Origin of the sequence: Secundilactobacillus pentosiphilus, assembly GCF_002217985.1 — a bacterium.
GTDB lineage: Bacteria > Bacillota > Bacilli > Lactobacillales > Lactobacillaceae > Secundilactobacillus > Secundilactobacillus pentosiphilus.
The window spans coordinates 18,953-42,987 of record NZ_BCMI01000006.1 but is presented as its reverse complement, the minus strand read 5'-3'; the positions used below and the strand labels follow the sequence as shown (position 1 = coordinate 42,987).

The following is a 24,035-nucleotide window of genomic DNA, read 5'->3' as shown; positions in this document are numbered from 1 at the left end:
TCATTATTTGTTAGTAAACGATTTTGGCGTGACTTTTCCCATTCCAATCATCGGATCGATTTGACCGCTGCTAACCAGCGACATCGTTAAGATGCCATCATTTAATAATGCTGGTGCTTGATCATCAGTCGGCGTTTCGGCATGATCTGCTGAATCTGCCGGTACGTTAGCTGACTGATCGGCTGCCTTTTTGGGAGCTGGTCTGTCAGCCGCCTGCTGATCGGCAATAGACTCCTGGACATCACTGATAGTAGCCGTGATCCGATCCACTAACGCTGTATTACGGTTAACTGACTGGCGCTTAACGCTTTGTTCAAACGCCCCCTGTTCACCCAGTAAAATCAGCGTCGACTTAGCCCTGGTAATCGCTGTGTATAGTAAATTACGCTGCAGCATGCGTGAATACTGCATGACCATGGGTAAGATCACCATTTTAAACTGACTTCCCTGAGCCTTATGAATCGATGTACAGTACGCTAACGTCAGCTTATCCCACTCGTTTCGCGGATACGTGACTTCCGTTTGGTCAAAGGCCACCGTGAGCTTATCGACTTTATCCGTATTCCCTTTCGCCTTAGCAAAGGTGATCCCCACGATGGTGCCGATATCGCCATTAAAAACGTTGTTTTCCGGACTATTGACCAGGTGCAAGACCTTATCGCCGATCCGGAATTTTTCGCCACGAAACTCAACTTCCTTTTTGCGGGTATCGCTTAGCGGATTCATGATTTCTTGAATAATCGTATTTAACCGCGTTACCCCGGCTGGACCGCGATACATCGGCGCTAATACCTGAAAATCATCCGCTGTGAATCCGCGTTCTTTGGCTTTGCCAACGATCTGTTCAATCACCGAAGGCATTTGGTAGGCGTTGCAGCGAATGAACGATCTGTCCGGTTTATTTTGGGTGAAATCAGCTGGTAAACGGCCCATTTTTACATCGTGAGCCAACGGAATAATCGATGAATCATTATCTTGCCGGTAAATCGTATTCAGCTCCATCGCTTTTATACGATGACTGCTCAATAGGTCAAAGAAAACCTGTCCGGGACCAACTGATGGCAGCTGATCTTTATCACCGACCAAAACCACCTGCATCGTATCCGGAATTGCCCGAAGCAGCGTCCGGAACAGGTAAATGTCAACCATCGACATTTCATCTACGATCAGTAAAGCCCCTTCCAGGTCTTTGGCCGTAACGTCGTCGTTATTTTCCCGGCCGGTTAACCCTAACAGGCGGTGAATCGTGCTGGCAGGCAAACCGGTCGTCTCGCTCATCCGTTTGGCAGCCCGGCCAGTCGGTGCCGCCAATAAGATTGGAAAGGGTTTGTCTTTATACTGATTAATATCCAACGACAGCTCATGCAGCTTAGCGTACAAATTAACGATGCCGTTGATGATCGTCGTTTTACCGGTTCCTGGTCCTCCAGTCAGCAGGAAAACGTGGGACTGAATAGCTGATAAAATCGCTGACTCCTGCGACTCATCGTAGGTGATCCCTAAGTTTCGCTCAACCAGTCGCATTTGTTTTTCAATGACAGCGTCATCAAACGCCTCTAAGTCAGACGCTTGTGAAATGCGGTTGAGGTGTTCAGCCGCTTGCCATTCTGCATCATAAAGGCTCTTTAAGAAGATCCGGTTACCTTCGCCAACAACTTTTTGCTCTTTACCCAGTTCAACCAGCTGATCAGCAATCAACTGCGGATTGACCGCTTCATTACGGCTTTCCTGCAACAGCCGAATGGTCCCGTTAAGCAACGGCTCGGCGCTAGTAAACGTATTGCCATCAGACATCGCAAGTTCACTCAGCGTTTGCAGCAAACCAGCTTGAATTCGTTGGGGTGACTGGGTACCAATGCCTAACTGTTCAGCAATTTGATCCGCACGTTTAAAACTGACACCGTTAATATCTTCAACCAGTTGATACGGGTTCTCCTGAATCACCTGCAGTGTTTTTTCTTTATACCGTTCAAAAATGGCACTGGCTAGCCGACTGCCAAAGCCGTAGCCGTTGAGACCAATAATAATTTGTTCAACACCATTATTGCTGGTTAAATTATCAATTAAAGTCTGTTTAACTTCGGTTTTTAAATTAAGCGGATCCAGTACTGAAGGATCTTGATTGATTTTATCGATTGCAGTCAGACCCAGTAAAGCAACGATTTTTTCGGCCGTCTTCTTGCCTAACCCCGGGAAGTCATCCCCTGAAAGATACTGAATGATGCCTTCCTTAGTTGTTGGGGCTTCATTTTGATAATTATCGGCCTGAAATTGCTGACCGTACTTGGGATGATCGACCAGTTTACCAAAAAAGCGGTACGGCATTTCTTCGGCTACATCAGCAAAATTACCCGTCACCACGATTTCGTCACCGTGCCAGTTTAAGTTGGTGGCTGACACTTTTACCAGCAAGACCTTATAAAAACTGTCAGGACTTTCAAAGAAGGTAGCCGCTACCGTACCCACGATATAGGATTGCTGTGGTTGTTGCTCCGCATCAAATAAACTTATCTTTTCACTGGCCACTTCGTTCATCCCACTTTCAGCTTACGCTTTCTTTTGATCATCTTTCTTTTTGGTCAGGGCTGCTTGAATATCAGCTAACCGCACCTGCCCTTTTTCATAGTACTTAGGATCTAATTGCTTCGCTCTTTCAAAGTACTTGGTAGCATCTTCGCCCATAACCACGGCAGCGATGCCCCGGTCAAACTGGGCGTGGCCGTTCTTAGGTTCACTGGCTAAAGCTTTATCATAATATTCTGCAGCTTCCTTAAAGCTGCCCACTGCCAGTAAGTTATCCGCGATCAATTGATTGACTTGGGGGTCTTGTTGATGATTCTCGGCCGCGGTCAGTGCAAATACTAGCGCAGTCTTATGGTCGTTATTACCCATGTAACTTTGAGCCAGCATCATGTAGGCATCGCTTTTCAGCTGCGAGTCTTTAACCTGATTGAACTGTTCAATGGCTTTTTGGTATTCACCAGCTTCGTAGTACACGTTACCCAGACCATACGTTAACGTGTCTTTGGCCGCGCGACTCTTGTCAGCGAACAGCCCCAGTGCCTTCATCATGAGTTCTTCCGCCTGAGAGTAGCTCTTAAGTTCAACCAATAAGGCGCCCAGATCATAGTAGGTATGATAGTTGTTGGGATCGTCATCGATTTCTTGAATCAGCCGGTGCAGCAATTTTTCTGACTCTTTTTGTTTTGCGTCCCGTTTAGCCTTTTGGGCCGCAGCTTCTTGCTTATCCGTTTCAGTCATGTTGTCGCCTCTCTAAATGGTATCCGTTGCATCAAGTTTACGTTTTAAATAATCGGTTTTATTCCAGGCCACTAAACGATAGTGAGCACCGGCATCACGCGTTTCCAAAATGGTGGTTGAGGTATTGCTCAAGCCGCCGCGGTCACGTAAATGAGCCAAAGGTGTCCCTAACAGCGCGTTGATCTCCGCGTTTAAGGCGGCTCCGTGACTGACGATCAGTATGTCTTGGTCATCATTGGGATAATTTTTCACAATGGTTTGAATGGCTGGTGTCATCCGGTCGATCAATTCCCGAAAACTTTCCCCGCCGATTTCCACTGGCCGGTAGTCAGCTGGTGCGTTGCGAAACGCGTCAAATTCTGCTGGAAAACGGGATTGTGCTTCTTTGAAGAGCATTCCTTCCATCTTACCTAGGTGAAACTCTTCCAGCCGACTTAAAAGACTCAATGCTGGCCTTCCCGGTAAATACTGACGGATGGTACTGGCCGTATCCCGTGCCCGCTTGATTGGACTGGCATATATATGAGCAAATTTAAACTGTTTTAAATAAGCACCTGCTTGTTTGATTTCATCATAACTTTCAGGTAAGAGCGGTGAATCACCTCCAGCACCCTGGTAACGGGATTCAAGGTTCCACTCGGTTTTTCCATGTCGTAAAAAAAATAGTCTCAATGTTTTTCCCTCTTATCTGACGATGGTTTTGAAAAATTAAATCAGTACTATTATGACAGGTTAACTCAAAAAAACCAACCCAAGTTCAGTGGCGAACTCAAGTTGGTTTTGACACAGTTTAGACGTATTGAAGTTGACGCTCCTTGCTGTAGGCAGCGTCAATAATGGCACTTCCTAAGCACTCCTGACCGTCGTAAAACACGACGGCTTGGCCGGGTGTGATTGCCCGAACTGGATCATCAAATTCCACGGTTACTTTTTGACCGTCATCAGAAAGATGAACGGTCACGCCAGTATCAACCTGACGGTAACGGAACTTAGCGGTTGCCCGGAAGTCCTGACCGCGATCAATGGTATTGACCCAGTGAATATCTGAGGCTTCTAAGTGGGTGGCATAAAGGTGCGGATTGTGGTAACCCTTACCGACATAAAGAATGTTTTTCTTTAAGTCTTTGCCAATCACAAACCAAGGCTCGTTATCCTCACCGTCACCGCCGATACCAAGACCGCGTCGCTGCCCGATGGTATAGTACATCAAGCCGGCATGTTCGCCCTTAACTTCACCGTCAACCGTCATCATCTTGCCGGGTTTAGCTGGTAGATAGTGGCCAAGAAAACCCTTAAAGTTCTTTTCACCAATAAAACAGATCCCAACGGAATCCTTCTTGTGAGCGGTTGCCAGACCAGCTTCTTCAGCGATTCGACGAACTTCTGGCTTAGTAATGTCGCCAATTGGAAACATCACGCGATCCAGCTGTTCAGTCGAAAGCTGACTGAGGAAGTAAGTCTGATCCTTGTTCGTATCTACCGAACGCATTAAGTGCATATGGCCATCAGCATCGCGGTTTAACTGAGCGTAATGCCCAGTTGCAATGTAGTCAGCACCGAGATCCAAAGCATAGTCTAAAAACGCCTTAAACTTGATTTCCTTATTACAGATCACATCAGGATTAGGGGTCCGGCCCTTCTTGTACTCATCCAAGAAATAAGTAAAGACCCGGTCCCAGTACTCCTTTTCGAAGTTCACTGAGTAGTAAGGAATTCCAATTTTAGCAGCAACTTTAGCCACGTCTTTGTAGTCTTCAGTAGCCGTGCAGACGCCGTTTTCGTCAGTGTCGTCCCAGTTTTTCATGAACACACCGACAACGTCATAGCCCTGCTGCTTTAGGCGCAGTGCGACAACCGACGAGTCAACCCCGCCGCTCATGCCGACAACCACACGCGTTTGGCTGTTGTCTTGCATAAAATCACCATCACTTCATAACAGATTCTGGAGAATCCACGAGTTGAAGGTCGCAAAAATCCAGTATAAATGATAATACACGCCAATCACAGTGATTGCAAGCGTTTAGTGCGCCACAGGAACAATGATCTCACGCTCTGCCAAGTTTTCCATAATGTAGTGAAACTGCTCGAGAAACGCATCTTTGCGTTCCATTTTAAAAATATTAACTTCCCGTAACCCATTACCGGCGACGGCTGCCATTTTAAAACCCGTTAGGTCTGAATTAACCGTTACTTTCAACTCAACGGTCGCACTGTAAGGTGACGTTGGATCCAGCGAGCGTTTGAGCGTAAAACTGCCGTTCTTACTTTCGTTAAAACCCACGTCCCTTAGTGAAAATTTCTTAATACCGTCACTAATGGTATACGCTTGGTCATCGCCTTGTAACTGAGTTGTTTTATCAAATGCCATCTTACTTCACCCCACTGCGTGCCTTTACGCGAGACACAATTTTTGAAATATTTGTTACCAATGATGAAATATCTTCTTCAGTCGTATAACGACCAAAACTGATCCGGATCGATTCTGAAATCCGGGGGCTATCAGAACCAAACATCGCTGTCAAAACGTGTGACGGCTCAATTGACCCGGCGGTACATGCGGAACCGCCGGATATAGCGATACCCGCTAAGTCTAAGTTGGTTTGCATCACGTAGGTTGAAACCCCTTTGATCCAAAGGTTAAGAACGTGCTGAAGGTTGTTTTTACTCAGTGAGCCGTTAACCTCAAAGTCAACCCCCGCATCCGTTAATCCTTTAACAATGTCCTGCTTAAACTGGTAGTACTTAGCTTGCCGATGCGCCTTTTCTGCGGACGTAAGGGTTTTGACCGCTGCGGCCATGCCGGCGATCCCTGGGACGTTTTCGGTACCCGCACGCCGTTTTTCCTCCTGGTCGCCACCCTTAACAAAGCTAGGGAAGTTAATACCCGTTTTGCGGTACAGGAAGCCGACCATTTTGGGGCCGTTGATCTTGTGAGCCGACGTAGATAACATGTCAATATGGTCACGCTTAACGTCAATATCCAGTAAACCATAGGCCTGAACGGCATCCGTATGGAACCACGCTTGGTGATCCTTCAGCAGTTCACCGATTTCGTGGATCGGCATATGGGAGCCCACTTCGTTATTGCCCGTCATGATTGTGACCAGAATAGTATCGTCACGCAAAGCATGCTTGAAGTCGTCCAAACTGATCTGACCGTTTTCGTCAACCGGTAAATAAGTCACTTCAAATCCCTGTTGTTCCAAATAGTGCAACGGTTTTAAGACTGCTTCGTGTTCAATTGCCGTGGTAATGATGTGCTTCCCCAACGACTGACGAGCGTACGCCGTTTGGATAATGGCAGTGTTGTCACTTTCAGTACCGCCGCTGGTGAAAATAATATCATCTTCATCTGCATTGATACTGGCCGCAATAATTTGACGGCTGTTTTCTAGTACAGTATGTGCCTGTCGTCCCAAACCATACAATGTTGACGCATTTCCGTAAACGTTTTGCAGCTTATCCGTCATTTCGGCGAGTACTTCGTCGGAAATCGGGGTGGTGGCTGCATTGTCTAAGTATATTTCTTTCACTTTAAAAACTCCTTTAAAACTCTAAGCTGCAAACAGTGCCAATAACATTTGAGCAGAGCGTTTACCAGCTTCAACAATGAAGTCGTCAAAGCTGACACCGGCGTTTTCATCACCAACGTCAGACATCGCCCGAACGACCACGTAAGGTGTGTTGAACTGATGGGCAACCTGACCCACTGCGGCACCTTCCATCTCACTGGATAAAGCATCTGGAAAATGTTTTAAGATCTGTTCCACCGCCTCATGGCTGGCAATAAATTGGTCGCCAGAAACGATCAGACCCGTTTTAACGTTGAGCCCTGTCGATTCAGCAGCTTTTTCCAACCGGGCAACCCACGTTTTATCCGCGTCAAACCGAGCGGGCTGTTGCGGCAATTGACCATAAACGTAATCAAAAGCACGTGCATCAACATCGTGGTAAGCCGTTTGGGTTGACAAAACCACGTCACCAACATGCAGACCCTTACCAATACCGCCCGCTGAACCTGAATTGATGACAACGTCCACGTGAAACTGAGTAATCAGCAGTGCAGTTGTTAGACCAGCCTGAACCTTACCAATTCCAGAACGAACTAAAATAACGTCCTGGTCACTGATGGTACCTTCGTAAAATGACACGCCGGAAATATCAACGACGTTTTCGTTGATCAGCGCTTTTTTCAACGTTTCAATTTCTTCGTCCATGGCGCATAAGATACCATATTTCATCATATTATCCTCACTTTATTAGCGTTAAAATTCAACAAAAAACAAGATCAAAAAGACCGCGATAATCCCCAGTATTAACCAAAAAATGGCCCAATTTAAACGGCGTTTCAGCCGGTTGATTTTACCCGCTGCCACCGCTTCTTGCTGTTCAGGCGCATACTCTGGTTCACTGTGCTCTTTGGCGTAACGCTTTTCGGCTTTTAACCGTTCACGGTCGCGCCGGTCAAACGCCTCTTGCTTTTGGCGTTGTGCTTTTCGGTAGGCACTGCGACTCAGAGGCTGCTCGTCATTATCTGACTGGTGCTCATCATTTTGATATGCGATATGCTCCACCTACTTTTTCATCGCTATCAGTTCAAACCGCCAAACGGCCATCACTGTTTTAGCATCTTCAATTTCCCCGTTAGCCACCATTGTTTTTAGTTCATCTAATGAATAAGCACGAATATTTAAATTCTCACCCTTATCACGGGGCAGCTCTGATTGAACGGGCTGGAGATCAGTTGCTAAGTATAGCGTCATGTATTCATCTGAAAAACCCACTGAGGAATAAAAACCCGTCAATCGTTCTAAGTGGCTGGGATGCAGGCGGATTTCTTCGTTCAGTTCCCTAACAGCAGCGTGTTTCGGGTCGTCACCATCACGTGAATCGAGTTTTCCCGCCGGAATCTCCAGCGTGGTACGCCCAATTGGTGAGCGCCATTGACGCACCAAAATCATTTTGTTTTCCGCTGTAATTGCCATTATCGCCACGGCACCCGAATGATGAACGATTTCACGATGAGCCTTTTCACCATTGGGCAATTCAACCGTTTGACGTTCAACGTTAATGATTGCACCGTCATAAATATCTTCATGTGCGACAACTTTTTCTTCCAAATCCATGTAATCATCCTTTATGAATCAATATCTGAGCTATTCTTGTGAATCCGATTCATTGGTTTTCGAAACTGGACGTACCCGCGCAGCTTGAGGTCCCTTTTGCCCTTCAACAATGACAAATTCAACTTCTTGTCCCGGTGTCAGTTTTTTGAAACCGCCCATTTCAATTCCTGTGTAGTGAACGAAAACTGATTCCCCAGCTTGACTTTTAATGAAACCAAAACCACTTTGTTCGTTGTAACGTTCTACTGTTCCCTTAATCATACTGCCACTCCATTCAAGTTAAGTTCATTAATCATTACCTTATCAGCATCATTTTTCTTGAAAAATAAGCAGCGTCAATTCAAATCCATCACATATTGCCGTAAATATGCCACCCAAAATGTGACATTTATGAAATAACTCGTTTATTATTCTAAACTACCAGACCTATTTAAATCAAGGTAACGATACCCGGATAGCCCAACTATTCAGAAAAAAGGGCTAACCTGAAGCCTCCGAAGTAAAAAAAGAACGGGAAAGAGACAATCGGTTTTGTCTCATTCTCGTTCCTATTCTAAAACAAGTTTATTTTTCGTCGAAGGTAACACCCACAGTTTCTGGGAATTCCTTGCGCACTATCTTAGCGCAACGGTCACAGAAATGAGGGTAATCTTTGTCGTCACCAACCGTTTCACGGGTCATCCGACAACGTTCACAAACTTCACCATCTGCTTTAGCAACAACGATGGCAACACCATCATTGAAGTTTTCAGCATCGGCTGGTGCATCAGCCATTGACGCAACCGTTAAACCAGAAACTAACAATACCTGACGCACATCAGTATCTAAGTCAGACAAGAGCTTAGTCTGCTTGTCATCCAAGTATAATGTCAGTTTGGCTTCAGAAGCCTTACCAATCAGTTTTTGATCACGGGCTTCTTCCAACGCCTTCAAAACGTCAGAACGTAATTCCATGAACGCATCCCAGTCAGCAACCAGCTGATCTTCGTTATTAAAGTGTTGAACAGTTGGCATCTCAGCTAATTGAGCGTAATCTTCAGGCTCCTTTAAGAATGGCCAAATCTCTTCTGCTGTGTGCGGCAGAATTGGTGTCAACAGTTTAGTCATGCCCGCTGCGATATCGTAAAGTACGGTTTGCATCGAACGGCGTGAGTGGCTGTCCTTAGCATCAATGTATAAGATATCCTTAGCAAAGTCCAAGTAGAAAGCAGACAGGTCCGAAATCACGAAGTTCATCAATTCCTTGTAAATATCCAAGAAATCATAGTTATCATAGTGGCCTTTAATACTTTCAACAAACCGGTTAAACTGTGCCAGCATGTACTTATCTGCAGAGGCTAGCTCTTCTACTGGCACGGCATTAGTCTTAGGATCAAAGTCAGTCGTGTTAGCCAGCATATAACGCATGGTGTTTCTGATCTTCTTGTAAGCATCAGAAGTCTTCGTGAAAGCGTCCATTGAAACCCGTACATCGGCACTGCTATCAACAGAAGCAACCCACAAGCGGACAATTTCAGCTCCCATCTTTTTGATCACTTCAGCAGGTGCAATTGTGTTGCCCAAAGACTTGCTCATCTTGTGGCCTTGACCATCGAGGGTAAAGCCTTGTGACAGTACCGCCTTGTATGGTGCGTGTCCAGAAACGGCAACACTAGTGATAACACTAGAATTAAACCAGCCACGGTATTGATCAGAACCTTCAAGGTAAAGGTCAGCGGGATACTCGAGTTCTGGGCGTTCAACCAGCACACCCTGATGGGTCGAACCGGAATCAAACCAGACGTCCATAATGTCGGTTTCCTTCGTAAACTTACCGTTTGGTGAATGCGGTGATGTAAAGCCTTCGGGCAACAAATCTTTGGCATCCCGTGCAAACCAAACGTCTGAACCGTACTTCCCAAATAATTGCGCTACGTGTTCGATCGTTTCTGGTGTAATAATTGCTTCACCATCTTCACCGTAGAAGATTGGTAGCGGCACACCCCAGACACGCTGCCGTGAAATGACCCAGTCACCACGGTCGGCAATCATGTTGTGCAAACGCTTCTTGCCCCAGCTCGGGTAGAACGTCACGTCATCAATCGCATCAAGGATTTCATCACGCATCTTATCCACTGAAGCAAACCATTGCGGCGTTGCCCGGAAGATGACCGGCTTTTTAGTCCGCCAGTCGAATGGGTAGCTATGTTCGTATGGCATGTAGTCTAATAGCAGGTTAGCTGCCTTTAACTTATCCAGCGCGATCTTATTAGCATCATCATAGAAGACGCCTTCAAAGTCAGGACCGGCTTCACTTGTCATGTAGCCTTTATCATCAACTGGTACTAAAATCGGCAGATCATATTCTTTACCAACGTAAAAGTCATCTTCACCAAAACCAGGAGCGGTATGAACAAGGCCAGTACCAGCATCCAGCGTAACAAAGTTACCCAGCATGGTGACTAATTTACGGTCAGGGTAGAAGGGATGTTGCGCCAAAACGCGATCGAGATCCTTACCCTTAACCGTTTTAAGTGTCTTAACGTCTTCCCAGCCGAATTTTTCGGCACAGGTGTCAACCAATTCAGTTGCCAAAACGAATTTCCGGTCTTCACCCTTAGGTTGAACCACGGAATAATCAAAGGTAGCGTCAATTGTAATCCCTTCTGAAGCTGGGATCGTCCATGGCGTCGTTGTCCAAACAACCATGTATGTATTGCCGTTCTCTAAGACGCCCTTACCATCGACAACTTGTTCGGCAAAGAAGGCTGAAGGTGAAGTCACATCATGGTATTCAACTTCAGCTTCAGCCATTGCTGACTCAGATGACCATGACCAAAAGACCGGTTTCTTACCCTTGAAAATCAAGCCGCGCTTTGCAAACGCACCAAAGACCCGAACTTCTTGTGCTTCAAATTCTGGCTTTAGTGTCAAATATGGGTTATCCCAGTCACCAGTGACACCTAAACGTTTGAACTCTTCACGTTGACGGTCAACTTGTTCTAAAGCGTACTTCCGACATAATTTTCGGAATTCAACCGTTGACATCTTCTTGCGGTCATAGCCCTGTTGCGTCAACTTTTGTTCGATTGGGAGTCCGTGAGTATCCCAGCCGGGAACGTATGGTGCCCGGAAACCGTTCATTGACTTGTAACGAACAATGAAATCTTTAGAAATCTTGTTCAACGCATGACCCATGTGAATGTCACCGTTAGCGTATGGTGGGCCATCGTGTAAGATAAACGTCGGCTTACCTTCGTTTAATTTTTGTCTTAATTGGTATACTTTATTATCAGCCCAAGCTTTTTGACGTTCAACTTCTTTGACTGGTAAGTTACCGCGCATTTTAAACTTAGTTTTACCCAAGTTCAGTGTGTCTTTTACCCGCAATTAGGGTCCCTCCTCAAATTTATTAGATGGTATAAAAAAAGACCTCACCCAAGGGACGAAGTCTTCGTGGTACCACCCAATTTTAGAATCAATAACGCTCTTATCTTAGCCGTTAACGGAGCCGACCCGTTCTGACTTACGTTTCAGTCAGACAGCTAGAAGATGATCTGCATATCAGCAGGGGTTACCGGATTTCCACCATTGCACCGGCTCTCTGAAACTTGCTGCTATGCTTTCTGTTCTCCATACCGCTTTAAAGTTTACTGCAGGCTATTGCTTAGAGTCATCATCTGGGAAAATAACCACTGTTTCAGCCTCGGGATCCTTATCTGGATCAACTGGCTGGTCAGCGTCATAGATCTCATCTGAAGAATCAGTTTGATCATCTGCCTGTGAAGTCGAGTTTACGCCATCATCATTCCCGTTGTCAAGCTTGTTTCGTTTAATGGCATCCTGAATTTCATCATAGGTTGATGAACCATCATCTTTAAGCAGATTATCCCAGCTGTCACTCTTGATTTCTGCCAACTGGCTTTCAAGCATCACTTGCAGCCGTTGCCGGAAAACGCGGGTGCTCTTCTTCAAGTCATCCGTTTCAACGGCAAGGTTTTGAGCACGCTTTGAAGCTTCAGAGATCAACTGGTTTGCTTTATCCGTCGCTTCGCTCACCGTATCAGTTGCTTGCTTTTGCGCTTCCTGATTGATGATCTCGGCTTCTTTTTGCGAATTGGCTTTCACTTTATCAGCTGCCTCTTGAGCCACAATGATCGATTGATTTAAAGAATCTTTCAAATCATTGAAGTATTTCAGCTTTTCTTCAGCAGAAGATAATTGATCAGTCAGTTTCTTATTCTGATCCAAAGTGATCTGATAATCCTTAATGATCTGCTCTAAAAAATCATTAACTTCATCAACATTGTATCCCCGTAACTTTGTTGAAAACTCTTTATTATGAATGTCTAATGGGCTAAGTACCATAACTTGTTCCTCCCCGATTGCAATTATTTATGCAGCACTGCCAGTGTGACCTTCAATTTATCCTTTTTAGTCACGCCGTTAACACTGGTTAATCTCACACGGCCGAAGCCGCGAACTGAAATAATATCTTGATGTTCCAGCTGGTAGTCTGGTCGATCAAAATCGTTCCAATTCAGTTGAACTCGACCGGCTTCTATTAACTCTTTGGCGTGGTGTCTTGATAAATGAAAGCCGGTTGCTACAACGTTATCAAGTCGCGTCGAGGAAAGTGTTGTACTCTCCTCCTCCCAAGCATCTATCGGTGCGAGGTGATCTGTCAGTTCTATTTGATTCAACCGAACTTTGATTTTTCCCATTCGATCAACTTGAGAAACAACGTAGCGACTCATATCGGTAGTGATAAAAAACTGCCAGTGATCACCATCAGTGATGATATCACCGAGGACGTTACGGTCAATTCCCGCACCCAATACAGAGCCCAGAATCTGACCATGTTGAAGTTGGGTAAACTTTCTTGGGTAATCAATGTCAAATAAGTTGATTTCAAAGTCAAGGCCAGCTGGATCAACGTAATCCGGAAAGATGAAGGCTCGGCACATCTCTGCACCAGAATAACCCCCCTGGAACTTAAGCTTCAGGTCTGAATCACTATTCACTAACGTTGATAAAATATACTGCTGTCTCGGATTTAAAAAATGGGTTAAAATTGGCCGATATTCATCACTGGCCTGTTGAATCCAACCCGTTGCACTTTCAATAAAGGGTGCTTCTTCTGCCCGAAAATGCTGCGCGATGCGATCAGCCAAAGCTAACTCCTCCTACTACATTCCCATAAGTCTAAAAACAATTTGTTCAAGGTACACTAATCCGCTACGGACAATACCAAGCACAAAGATGGCTACCAATGGTGCAAAACCAATCATACCAATGGTTGCAAAGTTAAACCAGCGTTGAAAAGGTTCAACAATTGCACCTAAAAACTGCCCCAGCTTGGTTTGATAAGCTCCTGGGAACCAGCTCAATAACGCATAGACGACAATCGCCATCATATACAGGTCAATTGCCTTACTTAATAACCAAAAAACGAACGTCACAAAAGCGACCAAATACTCACTCCTTACTTCAGTTTCTTACCTAAGGTAGCTGAAAGATCCCCGGTAATTTCAAAATTCTTGGGCGTGCACAGGAAAATGGCATCCCCAATACGTTCAATATCACCATCAATAGCGAACACGGTACCCGTCAAAAAATCAACGATTCGCCGAGCATTGTCATCATCAATCCGACCAAAATTCACAATCACTGCCTGCTGATTCAGCAGTTGTTTAGCGATATCTTGAACATCCGCATAAAGCCGAGGTTCAAACAACGAAATCTTGCTGGATTGACTAGCAGCTGCACGAGGCGCATTTAACGACACAACTTTATTGTCATTATGTCGCTGATGCAGATCATGCGCAATTGACTCATCAGCCGCCTGTTGCTGAGTGTCTTGGGATGCTTCAGCATCTTCTTCGTAATTATCATCCATGCCAAAAAAGCGACTCATACTAAACTTTCCCATGAAAAACGCTCCTTTCGCTATTTATCGGGATTAATTGCCGGAACACTAGTCGTTTTTACGACGGTGCTTGAAGAATGGCGGGGTGTCCAAACCAGTGTCATCATCGGTTGCGTTTGATGAATCGTCGTTATTAAAGACACTGAAATCCGGTTTTGAAACACCGTCAAATTCGCCGGTATCTGGACGCCGAGATTCCGTTGACCCTTGGCTTTGATCACCTTGATCAGAATTAAAATTATCCATTTGGCTATCGTTTTCTTTGCGATGCGAATCGTTCACTGGTGTAGAATCGTCAGATAAACGACGTGCTGTACGGGTCTTAGCTGACCGCTTCTTTTTGTCGATTCCGGTTGCAATTACGGTAACGCGAACTTCATCACCGAGGTTCTCGTCAATTGATGTCCCAAAAATAATGTTGACATCGCTGGTAGCCGATTGTGAAACGATTTCAGAAGCTGACTGGGCTTCAAATAAGGATAAGTCAGGCCCACCGGTAATGTTCAGCAGCACTTGATCAGCACCATCAATTGAAACTTCAAGCAATGGCGAAGAAATGGCTTTCTTAGTAGCATCTTCCGTCCGGTTTTCACCGTTTGCGGAACCCACACCCATCAGTGCGGCCCCTTGATCTTGCATGACCGTCTTCACGTCAGCAAAGTCCAAGTTGACATAGCCGGGACTGGTGATCAAGTCGGAAATTCCTTGAACTCCTTGACGAAGAACGTTATCGGCTTCTTGGAAGGCTTCCATCATTGGCGTTTTCTTATCAACAATTTCAAGGAGCCGGTTGTTGGCAATTACGATCAGCGTATCCACGCTTTCCTTCATTGCCGCAACGCCCTCAGCCGCGTAACGGGAACGCTTAGGCCCTTCAAAGGTAAATGGACGCGTAACCACACCCACAGTCAATGCGCCCTGCTCCTTAGCCAGTTTGGCAATGATCGGTGCGGCACCATTCCCGGTTCCGCCGCCCATACCGGCAGTGACAAAGACCATATCAGCACCAGCTAGCGCTTCGCTAATTTGGTCTTCACTTTCCTGAGCTGCTTTAGAACCAACTTCTGGATTAGAGCCAGCGCCTAATCCGCGGGTTAATTTTGGTCCTAATTGAATTTTAGTCTCGGCCTTGGAAGCTTCTAGCGCTTGGACATCAGTATTAGCAACAATGTATTCGACACCCTTAACGTCTTCTGTAATCATTCGGTTAACGGCGTTACCGCCACCGCCGCCAACACCAATCACTTTAATATTGGCGCCTCGGTTTTGTGTTGAATCTAAAGAAAATTCCATTTTTAAATCCCTCCAGTATTCGGGCTAATCAAAAAAGTCAGTGAAAAACTTTTTGATTCCCTGTCCACGTTGTTTCTTCGGCTTATTACTACGACTTTGAGTCGTTTTAGAATGTTGGGTGTCACTCACTTCGACTGACTGTTCCGGTTCTGGCTGTGATTTAACTTGTGACGCAAGTTGATTATTACCAGCTAAAGCCGACTGAACCAGCAAAGCAACTTCACTCATTTGCCCCCGGTAATTAACCAGTGACAGTGCCTGAGTGAACGAAGGATGACGCAGACCCATTTGATCAGGTATTGAAACTCTGACCGGCACATCGAAAACATCCTGTGCGAGGTCGGTGATTCCCGGAAGCGCAGCAACGCCCCCGGTCAATACGATACCACCTGGCAATGACAAAGCATTAGTGGCATCTAAATGTTTTTTCAGTTTCCCGAAGATCTGCATTAACCGAGCTTCAATAATTTCTGCTAAATACTTCTCCGAAATATCAGTGGGTCTGCTTTGACCAACCACGTCAACGGGAAATTGATTATCTTCAGAAGCACGTGATGAATCGGCAAAACCGTAATTCCGCTTTAATTTTTCCGCGTTTTCGATCGAGGTGTTCAAAACAACCGAAATATCTTTGGTAATGTAATCGCCGCCTTCAGGATCAACCTCTGCAAACTTCAGACGGTGATCATGAATGACAGCAGCAGTACTTTGTCCGCCACCCAAATCAAGAAGGACGGTCCCGAAGTCCTGCTCACCATCACTTAAGATACTTAAGCCTTGAGCAATTGGACTGACTACTGCCAGTTGTGCATTCAACCCAGCCTGTTCAACCGCTTTTTTAGTGTTATGTACGATTGTCTTCGGCCCAGTAAAGAGCATCCCATTCATTTCTAAACGAACACCAACCATTGATCTCGGGTCCTTGATACCATCGAAACCATCGACGATAAATTCGTCTGGTACGAGGTTAACAATTTCTCGTTCCGGCGGTAAATTTTGAATGATAGCAGCCGATGCAACGTCCCTTACGTCTTGATCGGTGATTTCACGCGCCTGATCGCCAATAGCAATCATCCCTGTTACGGGTTCGATTTTTAACATATTTGCCGAAATACCCACAATCACATCGTGAATTTGAATGCTGGCTTTTTCTTCAGCTGCCTTTACCGCACGCTTGATTGCTTCACTTGCCTTGTCAATATCCACAATCACGCCACGACTCAGTCCAGCTGCACGTTCATTACCGACACCCAATACGTTCAGTTGTCCCTCTAAATATTCTGCCACGATGACTTTAATTGAGGTTGTTCCAATATCAAGTCCTACATACATGCCTGAAATATCCATAGTAGCAGGAACCTCCTCTGATTTCGATTTGATGAATTCTCTTGAAAAAGTCTTAATTTACCTTTCAGTTTACCACAAACACTACTCGTTAAAAAAGGCATACTTACACCGATATTAGGTAATCAACGGCGAAAAACTAAAACGTTTTCACCAACACTGGAATAGTCTGGTTTATTCCCCTTAAAACGAATAAGAATAAGCACCGACTTCTAAATTAACGACGCCCTTGTGAGACATCTTTGCGGCAATACTAGGATAGTAAGCCATTTTACTGGCAAAGGTTGGGATTGACGCATACACTTCATTACCATCGTTCATGTATAAGTGAACTCGCTGCGGATTCGCCTTGGTAGGTGAAAATTGAATTTCTGAAATCCCGGTTTGAATCTTTGTCGGTAGTTTAGCATACTGCTGAATCATCAATGAAAGCTGCCGACGCGAGTTAAATTTATTATAAACCGGGTAACTCCCCGTTGGCTGCTTTTGACGTTCCTTTGAGATGACGCCGCTGCACAGTGCCACCCGGTAGTACCCGTTCGCCGGTACGAAACCGGCAGTGGCATGCTCTTTGACCCGAATAGTCAGCTGGTTAAAATGGGCAACGGAAAACGAGACTTGCTTAACACGCGGCGTATTAGCTTTAACCCGCTTTGCTAACTTTTGTTCCTTCCCCACAACGCGATAAATCGAGTCGCCGCGGTTAATCCCGCTAACCCTGATCATCTGTTGTTTGGATAACACCTTATTGCCAACCACGTTGATCCGGCCAATATGACTTAACGGTGAAACGTAGTAACCCGAAACAAGTAAAATAACGCCAAAAATTCCAATTAAAAGGCCCATTCGCTGTGCAAGACGACGATGCTTTTGCTGTTTCAACCGTGGTAATTTAGCGCCAATTCGCTGAACGCGGTTGGTCTTTTTAGCAGCACGCTGCCGCTTTTCAGACTGGTATTTTTCCCATGGCGTGCGCTCAACGTGCTGCTTTGATTTTCCCCGGTTGATTTTAAACTTCATCTTGCACTCACCCCTATAACGACGACTGGCTGACTTCTTTCAAAAGTGCCAGCATTTCTGTAGCAGCTTTCGGCTTACCAAGTTTCTTGGCAGCGGCAGCCATTGCTGCTCGTTTAGTATCATCGGTCATCAGCTCGTCCATCGCAGAAACCAGCGTTTGACTCGTTAAGTCTGATTCCTTGATCATTAACGCAGCATTGGCGTTTACCAAGCTCATGGCGTTTTTGGTCTGATGATCCGCAGTCACGTACGGACTGGGGATCAGAATCGAAGGAACACCTAAGGCCGTTAATTCTGCCAGCGTCGTTGCTCCGGAACGGCCAACGACGCCAGCCAGCTTCGGCAGCACCTCCGGCATATTGCTGATGTACGATTGAATCGAAATGTTATCAGCGGAAGCCATCTGATGAACTTGGCTCATAACGTCATCATACCGCTTGGGGCCGGTAACAAAGACAACTTGATAGGCTTTCTTAGCTAGTTCAGGTAACGAATTAACCATCACTTTATTCAGCTTTAAAGCCCCCTGACTACCGCCAACGACCATAATCGTTGGTACGCCGTCCTTTAAGTTAAACGTCGATAAGCTGAAATGGCTTTCGATGTTTGCCACTTCTTGTGCCCGCGGGTTACCCGTCATCACAACTTTGTCAGCCGGAAACTGTGAACGGGCATCCTCAAAGTTAATGGCAATTTTGTTCACGTAGCGGCTCAAAAACTTGTTCGTCATGCCCACCACGCTGTTTTGTTCGTGAATCACCGTTGGCACATGCAGCTTAGCTGCGGCATACAAAACGGCACCAGATACATACCCGCCAGTGCCCAAGACCACGTCTGGTTTAAACGAACGGATCAGTTTTTTAGACTGGTGAACGCTCTTTAAAAACAAGTAGACGGTTTTGAAATTTTCCAGTGACAACGAGCGTTTAAAACCCTGAATCGTCATTGCCTTAAAAGGAATCCCAAGGTCCGGCACAATCGTACTTTCGATTCCTCGATGAGAACCAACGTAAAGCACTTCCGCATCCGGATCCTGTCGTTTTAATTCATTAATCACCGCAAGCGCGGGGTAAATATGGCCACCCGTACCGCCGCCAGAAACCATCAATCGCATTAGTTCTCCTCCTTTTTGCCGGTTAATTCTTCAACGGCTTTAATAAATCGGTCACCACGGACTTCAAAGTTCGGGTACTGATCCCAACTGGCGTTGGCTGGCGACAAGAGAATAATGTCACCAGCGGCACTTAACTGGTAAGCAACGGGAACACCGGCTTCGGCGTTTTCAACAAACTTGATTTGCTTGATGCCAGCCTTCTTGGCAGCATCCGCCAGCAAATTCTTCGTCTCGCCAAACAAAACAACGGCCTTGACGTGTTTTTTAAAGAAGGGCACTAACCGTTCAAAGGTGTAACCGCGGTCCAAGCCACCGGCTAAAAGCACAACCGGCACCTTAAAGCCCTTTAAAGCCATCTCCGTCGCTTCGATATCAGTCGCTTTAGAGTCGTTATAAAACTGCCGGCCTTCACTTGTCAGGACGTACTGTGTCCGGTGACGAACGCCGCTAAACGTTGTTAAAACGTGTTTAATCGCTTCGCTGGAACGGCCCTCAATTTTGGCCACTGCAATTGCCGCTAGTGCGTTTTCAATATTATGGTCACCCGGCACCTTAACGTCTGCCGCAGCCATAATTGGCTCATCTTTGTAATAAAGCACACCATCTGATTCGTATGCGCCATCTTTACTCTTCGCTAAACGCGAAAATGGCACCACTTGTGCCTTGCTTTGCTGGCTTAAGCCAACGAGTTCCTCCGAATCAAAGTTAACGACAAAGTAGTCATCAGCCGTTTGATTCTGGGTAATCCGCATTTTAGCCCGAACGTAGTTTTCACGGGTTTTGTGATAATCAAGGTGATTAGCGAAAATGTTCGTTAGAACGGCAATATGCGGGTGAAACTGAGTGGTCCCCAGCAGCATGAAGCTGGAGACTTCCATCACCATGGTATCCTGATCCGTCAGCTTTTGGGCCACCTGCGAGGCTGGCACACCGATGTTACCCGCGTACGCACTCTTGCCTGTTTGCCGTTCCTGATTCATCATCTTGGTGATCATGGTCGTCGTTGTCGTTTTACCGTTACTGCCCGTGACCGCAATTAATTCTGCATCCGCGATCTCACTAGCAAGTTCAATTTCGGTAATAATTGGCAGCTTAGCTTCGGTCGCCGCCTTTATCAACGGGACATCATAAGGGATGCCCGGATTTTTAACCATTAAATCAAATCCGGCATCCAGTTGGGAAGGATCCTGTTCACCCGTCAAAATGGTGTAGCCGCCTTCAGCCTGCAATTCTTGCGCTTCCGAATTTTTTTCTAAGGGCTGCTGATCACTGACCGTGACCTCAGCACCTAATTTTTTTAGCAGTCGTGCCGCATTCAAACCACTCTTAGCTAAACCGACAACGATCACTCGTTTACCCTCATACGTTTTGATTCGCTTCATACCTTGTCCGCCACCTATTTAATTTCTATTGTTCTCCAAAAAATTACCACATTACCCAAATACCGGTAATTGCTGTTACCGCACTAATACACCAGAACGTGATATCAATGCGCCACTCGCTCCAGCCCTTCATCTCAAAATGATGATGAATTGGCGACATTAAAAAGATTCGCTTCCCAGTTGTCTTAAACGACAGGACCTGTAGGATCACACTTGCCGTTTCGATCACGTAAATCAAGCCGATCCATAACAGTGATACTTCGTGGTGCACCAAAATTGAGACCGCAGCTAAGGCACCGCCTAATGCTAGAGACCCCATGTCGCCCATAAAGATTTTGGCAGGCTTGTGGTTGTAAATCAAGAACGCCAGCAAACCGCCGACCACTGCTAAGCAGAACATTGCCACGTTATCTTGGTGCTGGTGGTAGGCAATGATCCCGTAAGCAATAAACGAAATGGAAGCCACTCCAGCTACCAATCCGTCTAACCCATCGGTTAAGTTCACCGCATTAGAGAAGCCAACCAGCCAGAACAAAATAAACAAGAAGTATCCAAACAGACCTAAATGAACTGCGCCTAATCCCGGTAACTTCAGCAATAACGGCAGCCCTTCATGCAGGTAAACCGCAAAGAAGACCGCACCGCCAATGATCTGTCCCAGTAATTTCTGCCAGGCTTTCAGCCCCTCATTTTGGCGCCGGAAAAGTTTAATGGAATCGTCCCACATCCCTAACAGTCCGTATAAAATCAAAATAAACAATAAAATCAACGCCACTGGATTCAGTTGGCCATAGATAAAACCGGCAATCAGAGTAGCCACAATAATTGCCAAAATAAACATCAAGCCCCCCATAGTGGGTGTGCCTGACTTTTTTTCGTGCCAGGAAGGCCCCTCTTCACGAATCATTTGGCCTTCGTGTTTAGCACGAAAATAACGGATCAATGCAGGTAAAAACGCCGCAGTAATCACAAAACTAATTAGAAACGATAAAACCGAGCTCATGACTTTCTCCTCTTATACCCACGAAAGTGAGTTACTTTAAATGAACCGTTAGCTTATCAGATTGACTCACCTGCTTGCCAACAGTAATACTTTGCTTTGTCACAAATCCATTACCCTTCGTTGAAACGTTCAATCCAAGCATTTTACCCAGCCGTAAAACATCACTGGCTGACCAGCCGGTTAAGTTCGGCATCTTAGGGGTACCGCTAGTCATTAAAATCACCCGTTGGTGAGACATTAAGACTTGTCCGGATATTGGCGACTGTTTTAAAACCCGGTTGCCGTCACCAATCACGGTTACTTTATACCCCTTAGAAACCAGATCACTCTTACTTCCTGAAACTGATCGGTTAACGTAGGACAGCATTTTATCCGAAGCCTGATCAGCACCCGAAGAAGTATCCTCCTGCAGGGCCCGCTTCATCACGGGTTTAAAAACGTCCGCCATCAACTGCGTAGGCGTTTCTGTCCCGGGTAGCGTGGGCTGCTTCATGGTCATGTACATAATATACTTCGGGTGTTTGGCTGGTGCCATACCAGCAACTGAATAAAGGTAACTGTTATCACCGTTTAAATAGCCCGATTTACCATCACTCACTTGTGCAGTACCAGTCTTTGCCGCGATTCGGATCCCCTTGATCTTATAATCAGACCCGATGCCGTACTTTTTGTACACCACATCTTCCATGTGACCGCGAACTGATTTCGCCGTGGCAGCTGAAATGGGGTGACCAACCACCTGCGGACGGTACGCTTTGACAACTTTGCCGGTGTTTGGATCAACGACTTTGCGAACAAGGTAAGGCTTTAACATTTTACCATTATTCCCGATTGCAGATAACCCCTGCATCATTTGAATTGCAGTGACCTGAATCCCTTGTCCGAATGCCGTATTTGCCTGTTCAATCGTATGATTAAAGGCAATACTGCCACCTTGCTCGCCGGGTAAGCCGAAGTTAGTCGGCCGTAAAAATTTAAATCTTTTAATATATTTTTTCCACGTCGCCGCACCCATTTGCTGTTCTAGGTGTGCCATAGCAACGTTACTAGAAAGTGCGAACCCCTTATTGTAGGTGATTGTCCCCCAGCCGCCAGGATTCCAGTCCGGTACGGTACGACCCCCAATTTCATAACGGCCAGATTGATAAGTTGCGTTACCGTTATAGTGGCCACTGTCAATAGAGGCCGCCATGGTAAAGACTTTCATGGTCGAACCAGGTTCATAGGCATCCTGAATCAGCGTATTTCGCCAAACGGAATTTAAGCCTTCACCCGTTTGCGGATTAAAGGTCGGCCGCTGAGTTGCAGCTACAATAGCCCCCGTTTTAGCATTCATCAACACCGCATTCATGGTCTTTGCGTGCGTCTTGTTCTGCAACGACGTCATTTGCGTTTCTAGTAAGGTCTGCAGTCTGCTATCCAGAGTTGTGTACACGTTATCGCCGTTACGCGGCTTTTTAGCTTCCTGATTAGCACCGGGAATTTGGTAGCCGTTGTTATCCTGACTCACTTTTTTAAACCCGTCATTCCCCTTCAGCAGGTCGTTATCAGCTCCTTCAATCCCCATTGTACCGACTAACTGTCCCTTAGCGGTAGACGTGACATTACCAATCAAGTGAGAAGCAAATACGCCATTAGGGTACAAACGAGCTTGCCGTTGAACAAACGTTAACCCGGTCAAGTGCGCCCGGTCAATTTTTTGTTTCGTCGTTAAGGAAACGTTTTGACCCGCAGCTCCGAATTCAACTTGGAAAGCCTTTGAATTACTGGGTGTAAGATAAGCTAAAGCCCTTTTTTGACTGATCGGCAGGTACTTGGACAAGACGCGCGCCGTTTTGATCTTGTTTGTCACGTACATCGGTTTACCAGCAACCGTTCGCTGACTTTTGTCTAAAACTGCATAGAGCGAATAGGTACTGGTATCCTCAGCAATTGGCTGATTTGAGGCATCGTAAATCGTGCCCCGCTGCGCCTTCAAGGTACGGTTAGCCGTGTACAGCTTTTTGGCTTGGGAACTTAAATTCACGTCTTGGACGTTCTTGCCAATCGCAATATAAGAAAAACGACCAATGAATAGCACGAGTGCGAAGGTGAAGAGGACCAACAGGCTTCGTCCAAAAACCCGCTGATTACGTCGCACTTGTTTGCTAGTCACCGTTCGTTTAGGTGATTGTTTCATTTATTCACATTCCTTACTTTACTGTTTGAAAGTGTCATGCCGTTCTGCTTAGCAACTTTTTCTAATCTAGAACGGTTCATTAATTCGTTAATGGTTTGACGATCGCTGGTGTTCTTATTCTCAAGACTAGTTATCTGACTATTAACATCTTGTAAATGCTGCTGTGCATTTGAGACACCAATCTTAGTGCTGACTAACAGCAGCATCATTCCGACTAGCATCAGCCCCCCAACTGCTAACAGACATTTTTCAAATTTAGAAACCGGCAGTGCTTTCGGTGTGCTAACAACCCGTTTTGAATGACTATGTAGTGGTACTGCTGGTTGTTTCGGAAGCGCTTGCGGTTGAAACTGAGTCGCTAAATTATTCTGAGCCATACTTAATCATCATCCTATCCCTTAAAAT

At 45.8% G+C, this 24,035-nt stretch carries 23 protein-coding genes; all 23 read right to left on the bottom strand.

All coding sequences use genetic code 11. From position 1 onward, the window contains the following. Positions 1-3: 3 nt before the first annotated feature. A complete protein-coding gene (recD2, locus tag CES81_RS04470; RefSeq protein ID WP_225356345.1) occupies positions 4-2,526 on the bottom strand; it encodes an SF1B family DNA helicase RecD2 in 2,523 nt (840 codons plus the stop codon). A 21-nt stretch (positions 2,527-2,547) separates the two neighbouring features. Then, complete coding sequence (locus tag CES81_RS04465; RefSeq protein ID WP_089120850.1) at positions 2,548-3,261, bottom strand: tetratricopeptide repeat protein; 714 nt, start codon at positions 3,259-3,261, stop codon at positions 2,548-2,550. Between the two features lie 12 nt (positions 3,262-3,273). Then, complete coding sequence (locus tag CES81_RS04460; RefSeq protein WP_089120849.1) at positions 3,274-3,933, bottom strand: histidine phosphatase family protein; 660 nt, start codon at positions 3,931-3,933, stop codon at positions 3,274-3,276. Positions 3,934-4,051: 118 nt separating this feature from the next. Continuing rightward, positions 4,052-5,176 carry a tRNA 2-thiouridine(34) synthase MnmA gene (mnmA, locus tag CES81_RS04455; protein ID WP_089120848.1) on the bottom strand — a complete coding sequence of 375 codons (1,125 nt, stop codon included), beginning with the start codon at positions 5,174-5,176 and terminating at the stop codon, positions 4,052-4,054. Between the two features lie 105 nt (positions 5,177-5,281). Beyond that, complete coding sequence (locus CES81_RS04450; protein ID WP_089088563.1) at positions 5,282-5,629, bottom strand: DUF1831 domain-containing protein; 348 nt, start codon at positions 5,627-5,629, stop codon at positions 5,282-5,284. 1 nt (position 5,630) lies between these two features. Then, positions 5,631-6,794 (bottom strand): cysteine desulfurase family protein, encoded by a 1,164-nt coding sequence (locus CES81_RS04445; protein ID WP_089088564.1) that lies wholly within the window; start codon positions 6,792-6,794, stop codon positions 5,631-5,633. Positions 6,795-6,815: 21 nt separating this feature from the next. Further along, positions 6,816-7,502, bottom strand: coding sequence for a 5'-methylthioadenosine/adenosylhomocysteine nucleosidase (locus tag CES81_RS04440; protein ID WP_089120847.1), 687 nt, complete (start codon positions 7,500-7,502; stop codon positions 6,816-6,818). 24 nt (positions 7,503-7,526) lie between these two features. Next, positions 7,527-7,835: a hypothetical protein gene (locus tag CES81_RS04435; protein WP_089120846.1), complete on the bottom strand. Its 309-nt coding sequence runs from the start codon at positions 7,833-7,835 to the stop codon at positions 7,527-7,529. Next, positions 7,836-8,387: an NUDIX hydrolase gene (locus tag CES81_RS04430; RefSeq protein ID WP_089088567.1), complete on the bottom strand. Its 552-nt coding sequence runs from the start codon at positions 8,385-8,387 to the stop codon at positions 7,836-7,838. It abuts the gene before it with no gap. A 30-nt stretch (positions 8,388-8,417) separates the two neighbouring features. Next, complete coding sequence (locus tag CES81_RS04425) at positions 8,418-8,648, bottom strand: cold-shock protein (protein ID WP_089120845.1); 231 nt, start codon at positions 8,646-8,648, stop codon at positions 8,418-8,420. A 303-nt stretch (positions 8,649-8,951) separates the two neighbouring features. Then, positions 8,952-11,756, bottom strand: a complete 2,805-nt coding sequence (ileS, locus tag CES81_RS04420; protein ID WP_089120844.1) for an isoleucine--tRNA ligase — start codon at positions 11,754-11,756, stop codon at positions 8,952-8,954. A 270-nt stretch (positions 11,757-12,026) separates the two neighbouring features. Beyond that, on the bottom strand, positions 12,027-12,734 hold the full coding sequence (locus CES81_RS04415; RefSeq protein ID WP_089120843.1) for a DivIVA domain-containing protein: 708 nt from the start codon (positions 12,732-12,734) through the stop codon (positions 12,027-12,029). A 23-nt stretch (positions 12,735-12,757) separates the two neighbouring features. Continuing rightward, positions 12,758-13,540, bottom strand: a complete 783-nt coding sequence (locus CES81_RS04410) for a YlmH family RNA-binding protein (RefSeq protein WP_089120842.1) — start codon at positions 13,538-13,540, stop codon at positions 12,758-12,760. Between the two features lie 15 nt (positions 13,541-13,555). After that, positions 13,556-13,840: a YggT family protein gene (locus CES81_RS04405; protein WP_263849967.1), complete on the bottom strand. Its 285-nt coding sequence runs from the start codon at positions 13,838-13,840 to the stop codon at positions 13,556-13,558. Between the two features lie 11 nt (positions 13,841-13,851). Beyond that, positions 13,852-14,298 carry a cell division protein SepF gene (locus tag CES81_RS04400; protein WP_089088572.1) on the bottom strand — a complete coding sequence of 149 codons (447 nt, stop codon included), beginning with the start codon at positions 14,296-14,298 and terminating at the stop codon, positions 13,852-13,854. A gap of 45 nt (positions 14,299-14,343) precedes the next feature. Then, entirely contained in the window at positions 14,344-15,588 is a 1,245-nt protein-coding gene (gene ftsZ / locus CES81_RS04395; RefSeq protein WP_089120841.1) for a cell division protein FtsZ, read from the bottom strand. A gap of 24 nt (positions 15,589-15,612) precedes the next feature. Next, the gene (ftsA, locus tag CES81_RS04390; RefSeq protein WP_089120840.1) at positions 15,613-16,935 is read right to left on the bottom strand and encodes a cell division protein FtsA; all 1,323 of its coding nucleotides are present in this window, start codon (positions 16,933-16,935) and stop codon (positions 15,613-15,615) included. A gap of 180 nt (positions 16,936-17,115) precedes the next feature. Continuing rightward, entirely contained in the window at positions 17,116-17,952 is an 837-nt protein-coding gene (locus CES81_RS04385) for a cell division protein FtsQ/DivIB (protein ID WP_089120839.1), read from the bottom strand. A 13-nt stretch (positions 17,953-17,965) separates the two neighbouring features. Then, positions 17,966-19,066 (bottom strand): undecaprenyldiphospho-muramoylpentapeptide beta-N-acetylglucosaminyltransferase, encoded by a 1,101-nt coding sequence (gene murG / locus CES81_RS04380; protein WP_089120838.1) that lies wholly within the window; start codon positions 19,064-19,066, stop codon positions 17,966-17,968. Continuing rightward, complete coding sequence (gene murD / locus CES81_RS04375; protein WP_089088577.1) at positions 19,066-20,448, bottom strand: UDP-N-acetylmuramoyl-L-alanine--D-glutamate ligase; 1,383 nt, start codon at positions 20,446-20,448, stop codon at positions 19,066-19,068. Before murD ends, murG begins: the two co-directional genes overlap by 1 nt. 43 nt (positions 20,449-20,491) lie before the next feature. Beyond that, positions 20,492-21,451: a phospho-N-acetylmuramoyl-pentapeptide-transferase gene (gene mraY, locus CES81_RS04370; protein WP_089120837.1), complete on the bottom strand. Its 960-nt coding sequence runs from the start codon at positions 21,449-21,451 to the stop codon at positions 20,492-20,494. A gap of 31 nt (positions 21,452-21,482) precedes the next feature. Continuing rightward, complete coding sequence (locus CES81_RS04365) at positions 21,483-23,630, bottom strand: penicillin-binding transpeptidase domain-containing protein (protein ID WP_089088579.1); 2,148 nt, start codon at positions 23,628-23,630, stop codon at positions 21,483-21,485. Then, entirely contained in the window at positions 23,627-24,007 is a 381-nt protein-coding gene (gene ftsL, locus CES81_RS04360) for a cell division protein FtsL (RefSeq protein WP_089088580.1), read from the bottom strand. The genes CES81_RS04365 and ftsL overlap by 4 nt, the downstream gene beginning before the upstream one ends. Positions 24,008-24,035: the final 28 nt, after the last annotated feature.

Coding starts and splice junctions, on each gene's coding strand:
- CES81_RS04365 (WP_089088579.1), bottom strand. CDS start 23,630: ATGAAACAATCACCTAAACGAACGGTGACTAGCAAACAAGTGCGACGT.
- ftsA (WP_089120840.1), bottom strand. CDS start 16,935: ATGGATATTTCAGGCATGTATGTAGGACTTGATATTGGAACAACCTCA.
- mraY (WP_089120837.1), bottom strand. CDS start 21,451: ATGAGCTCGGTTTTATCGTTTCTAATTAGTTTTGTGATTACTGCGGCG.
- murG (WP_089120838.1), bottom strand. CDS start 19,066: ATGCGATTGATGGTTTCTGGCGGCGGTACGGGTGGCCATATTTACCCC.
- CES81_RS04440 (WP_089120847.1), bottom strand. CDS start 7,502: ATGAAATATGGTATCTTATGCGCCATGGACGAAGAAATTGAAACGTTG.
- CES81_RS04385 (WP_089120839.1), bottom strand. CDS start 17,952: ATGAAGTTTAAAATCAACCGGGGAAAATCAAAGCAGCACGTTGAGCGC.
- CES81_RS04450 (WP_089088563.1), bottom strand. CDS start 5,629: ATGGCATTTGATAAAACAACTCAGTTACAAGGCGATGACCAAGCGTAT.
- CES81_RS04400 (WP_089088572.1), bottom strand. CDS start 14,298: ATGGGAAAGTTTAGTATGAGTCGCTTTTTTGGCATGGATGATAATTAC.
- ftsL (WP_089088580.1), bottom strand. CDS start 24,007: ATGGCTCAGAATAATTTAGCGACTCAGTTTCAACCGCAAGCGCTTCCG.
- CES81_RS04430 (WP_089088567.1), bottom strand. CDS start 8,387: ATGGATTTGGAAGAAAAAGTTGTCGCACATGAAGATATTTATGACGGT.
- ftsZ (WP_089120841.1), bottom strand. CDS start 15,588: ATGGAATTTTCTTTAGATTCAACACAAAACCGAGGCGCCAATATTAAA.
- CES81_RS04415 (WP_089120843.1), bottom strand. CDS start 12,734: ATGGTACTTAGCCCATTAGACATTCATAATAAAGAGTTTTCAACAAAG.
- CES81_RS04425 (WP_089120845.1), bottom strand. CDS start 8,648: ATGATTAAGGGAACAGTAGAACGTTACAACGAACAAAGTGGTTTTGGT.
- CES81_RS04465 (WP_089120850.1), bottom strand. CDS start 3,261: ATGACTGAAACGGATAAGCAAGAAGCTGCGGCCCAAAAGGCTAAACGG.
- murD (WP_089088577.1), bottom strand. CDS start 20,448: ATGAAGCGAATCAAAACGTATGAGGGTAAACGAGTGATCGTTGTCGGT.
- mnmA (WP_089120848.1), bottom strand. CDS start 5,176: ATGCAAGACAACAGCCAAACGCGTGTGGTTGTCGGCATGAGCGGCGGG.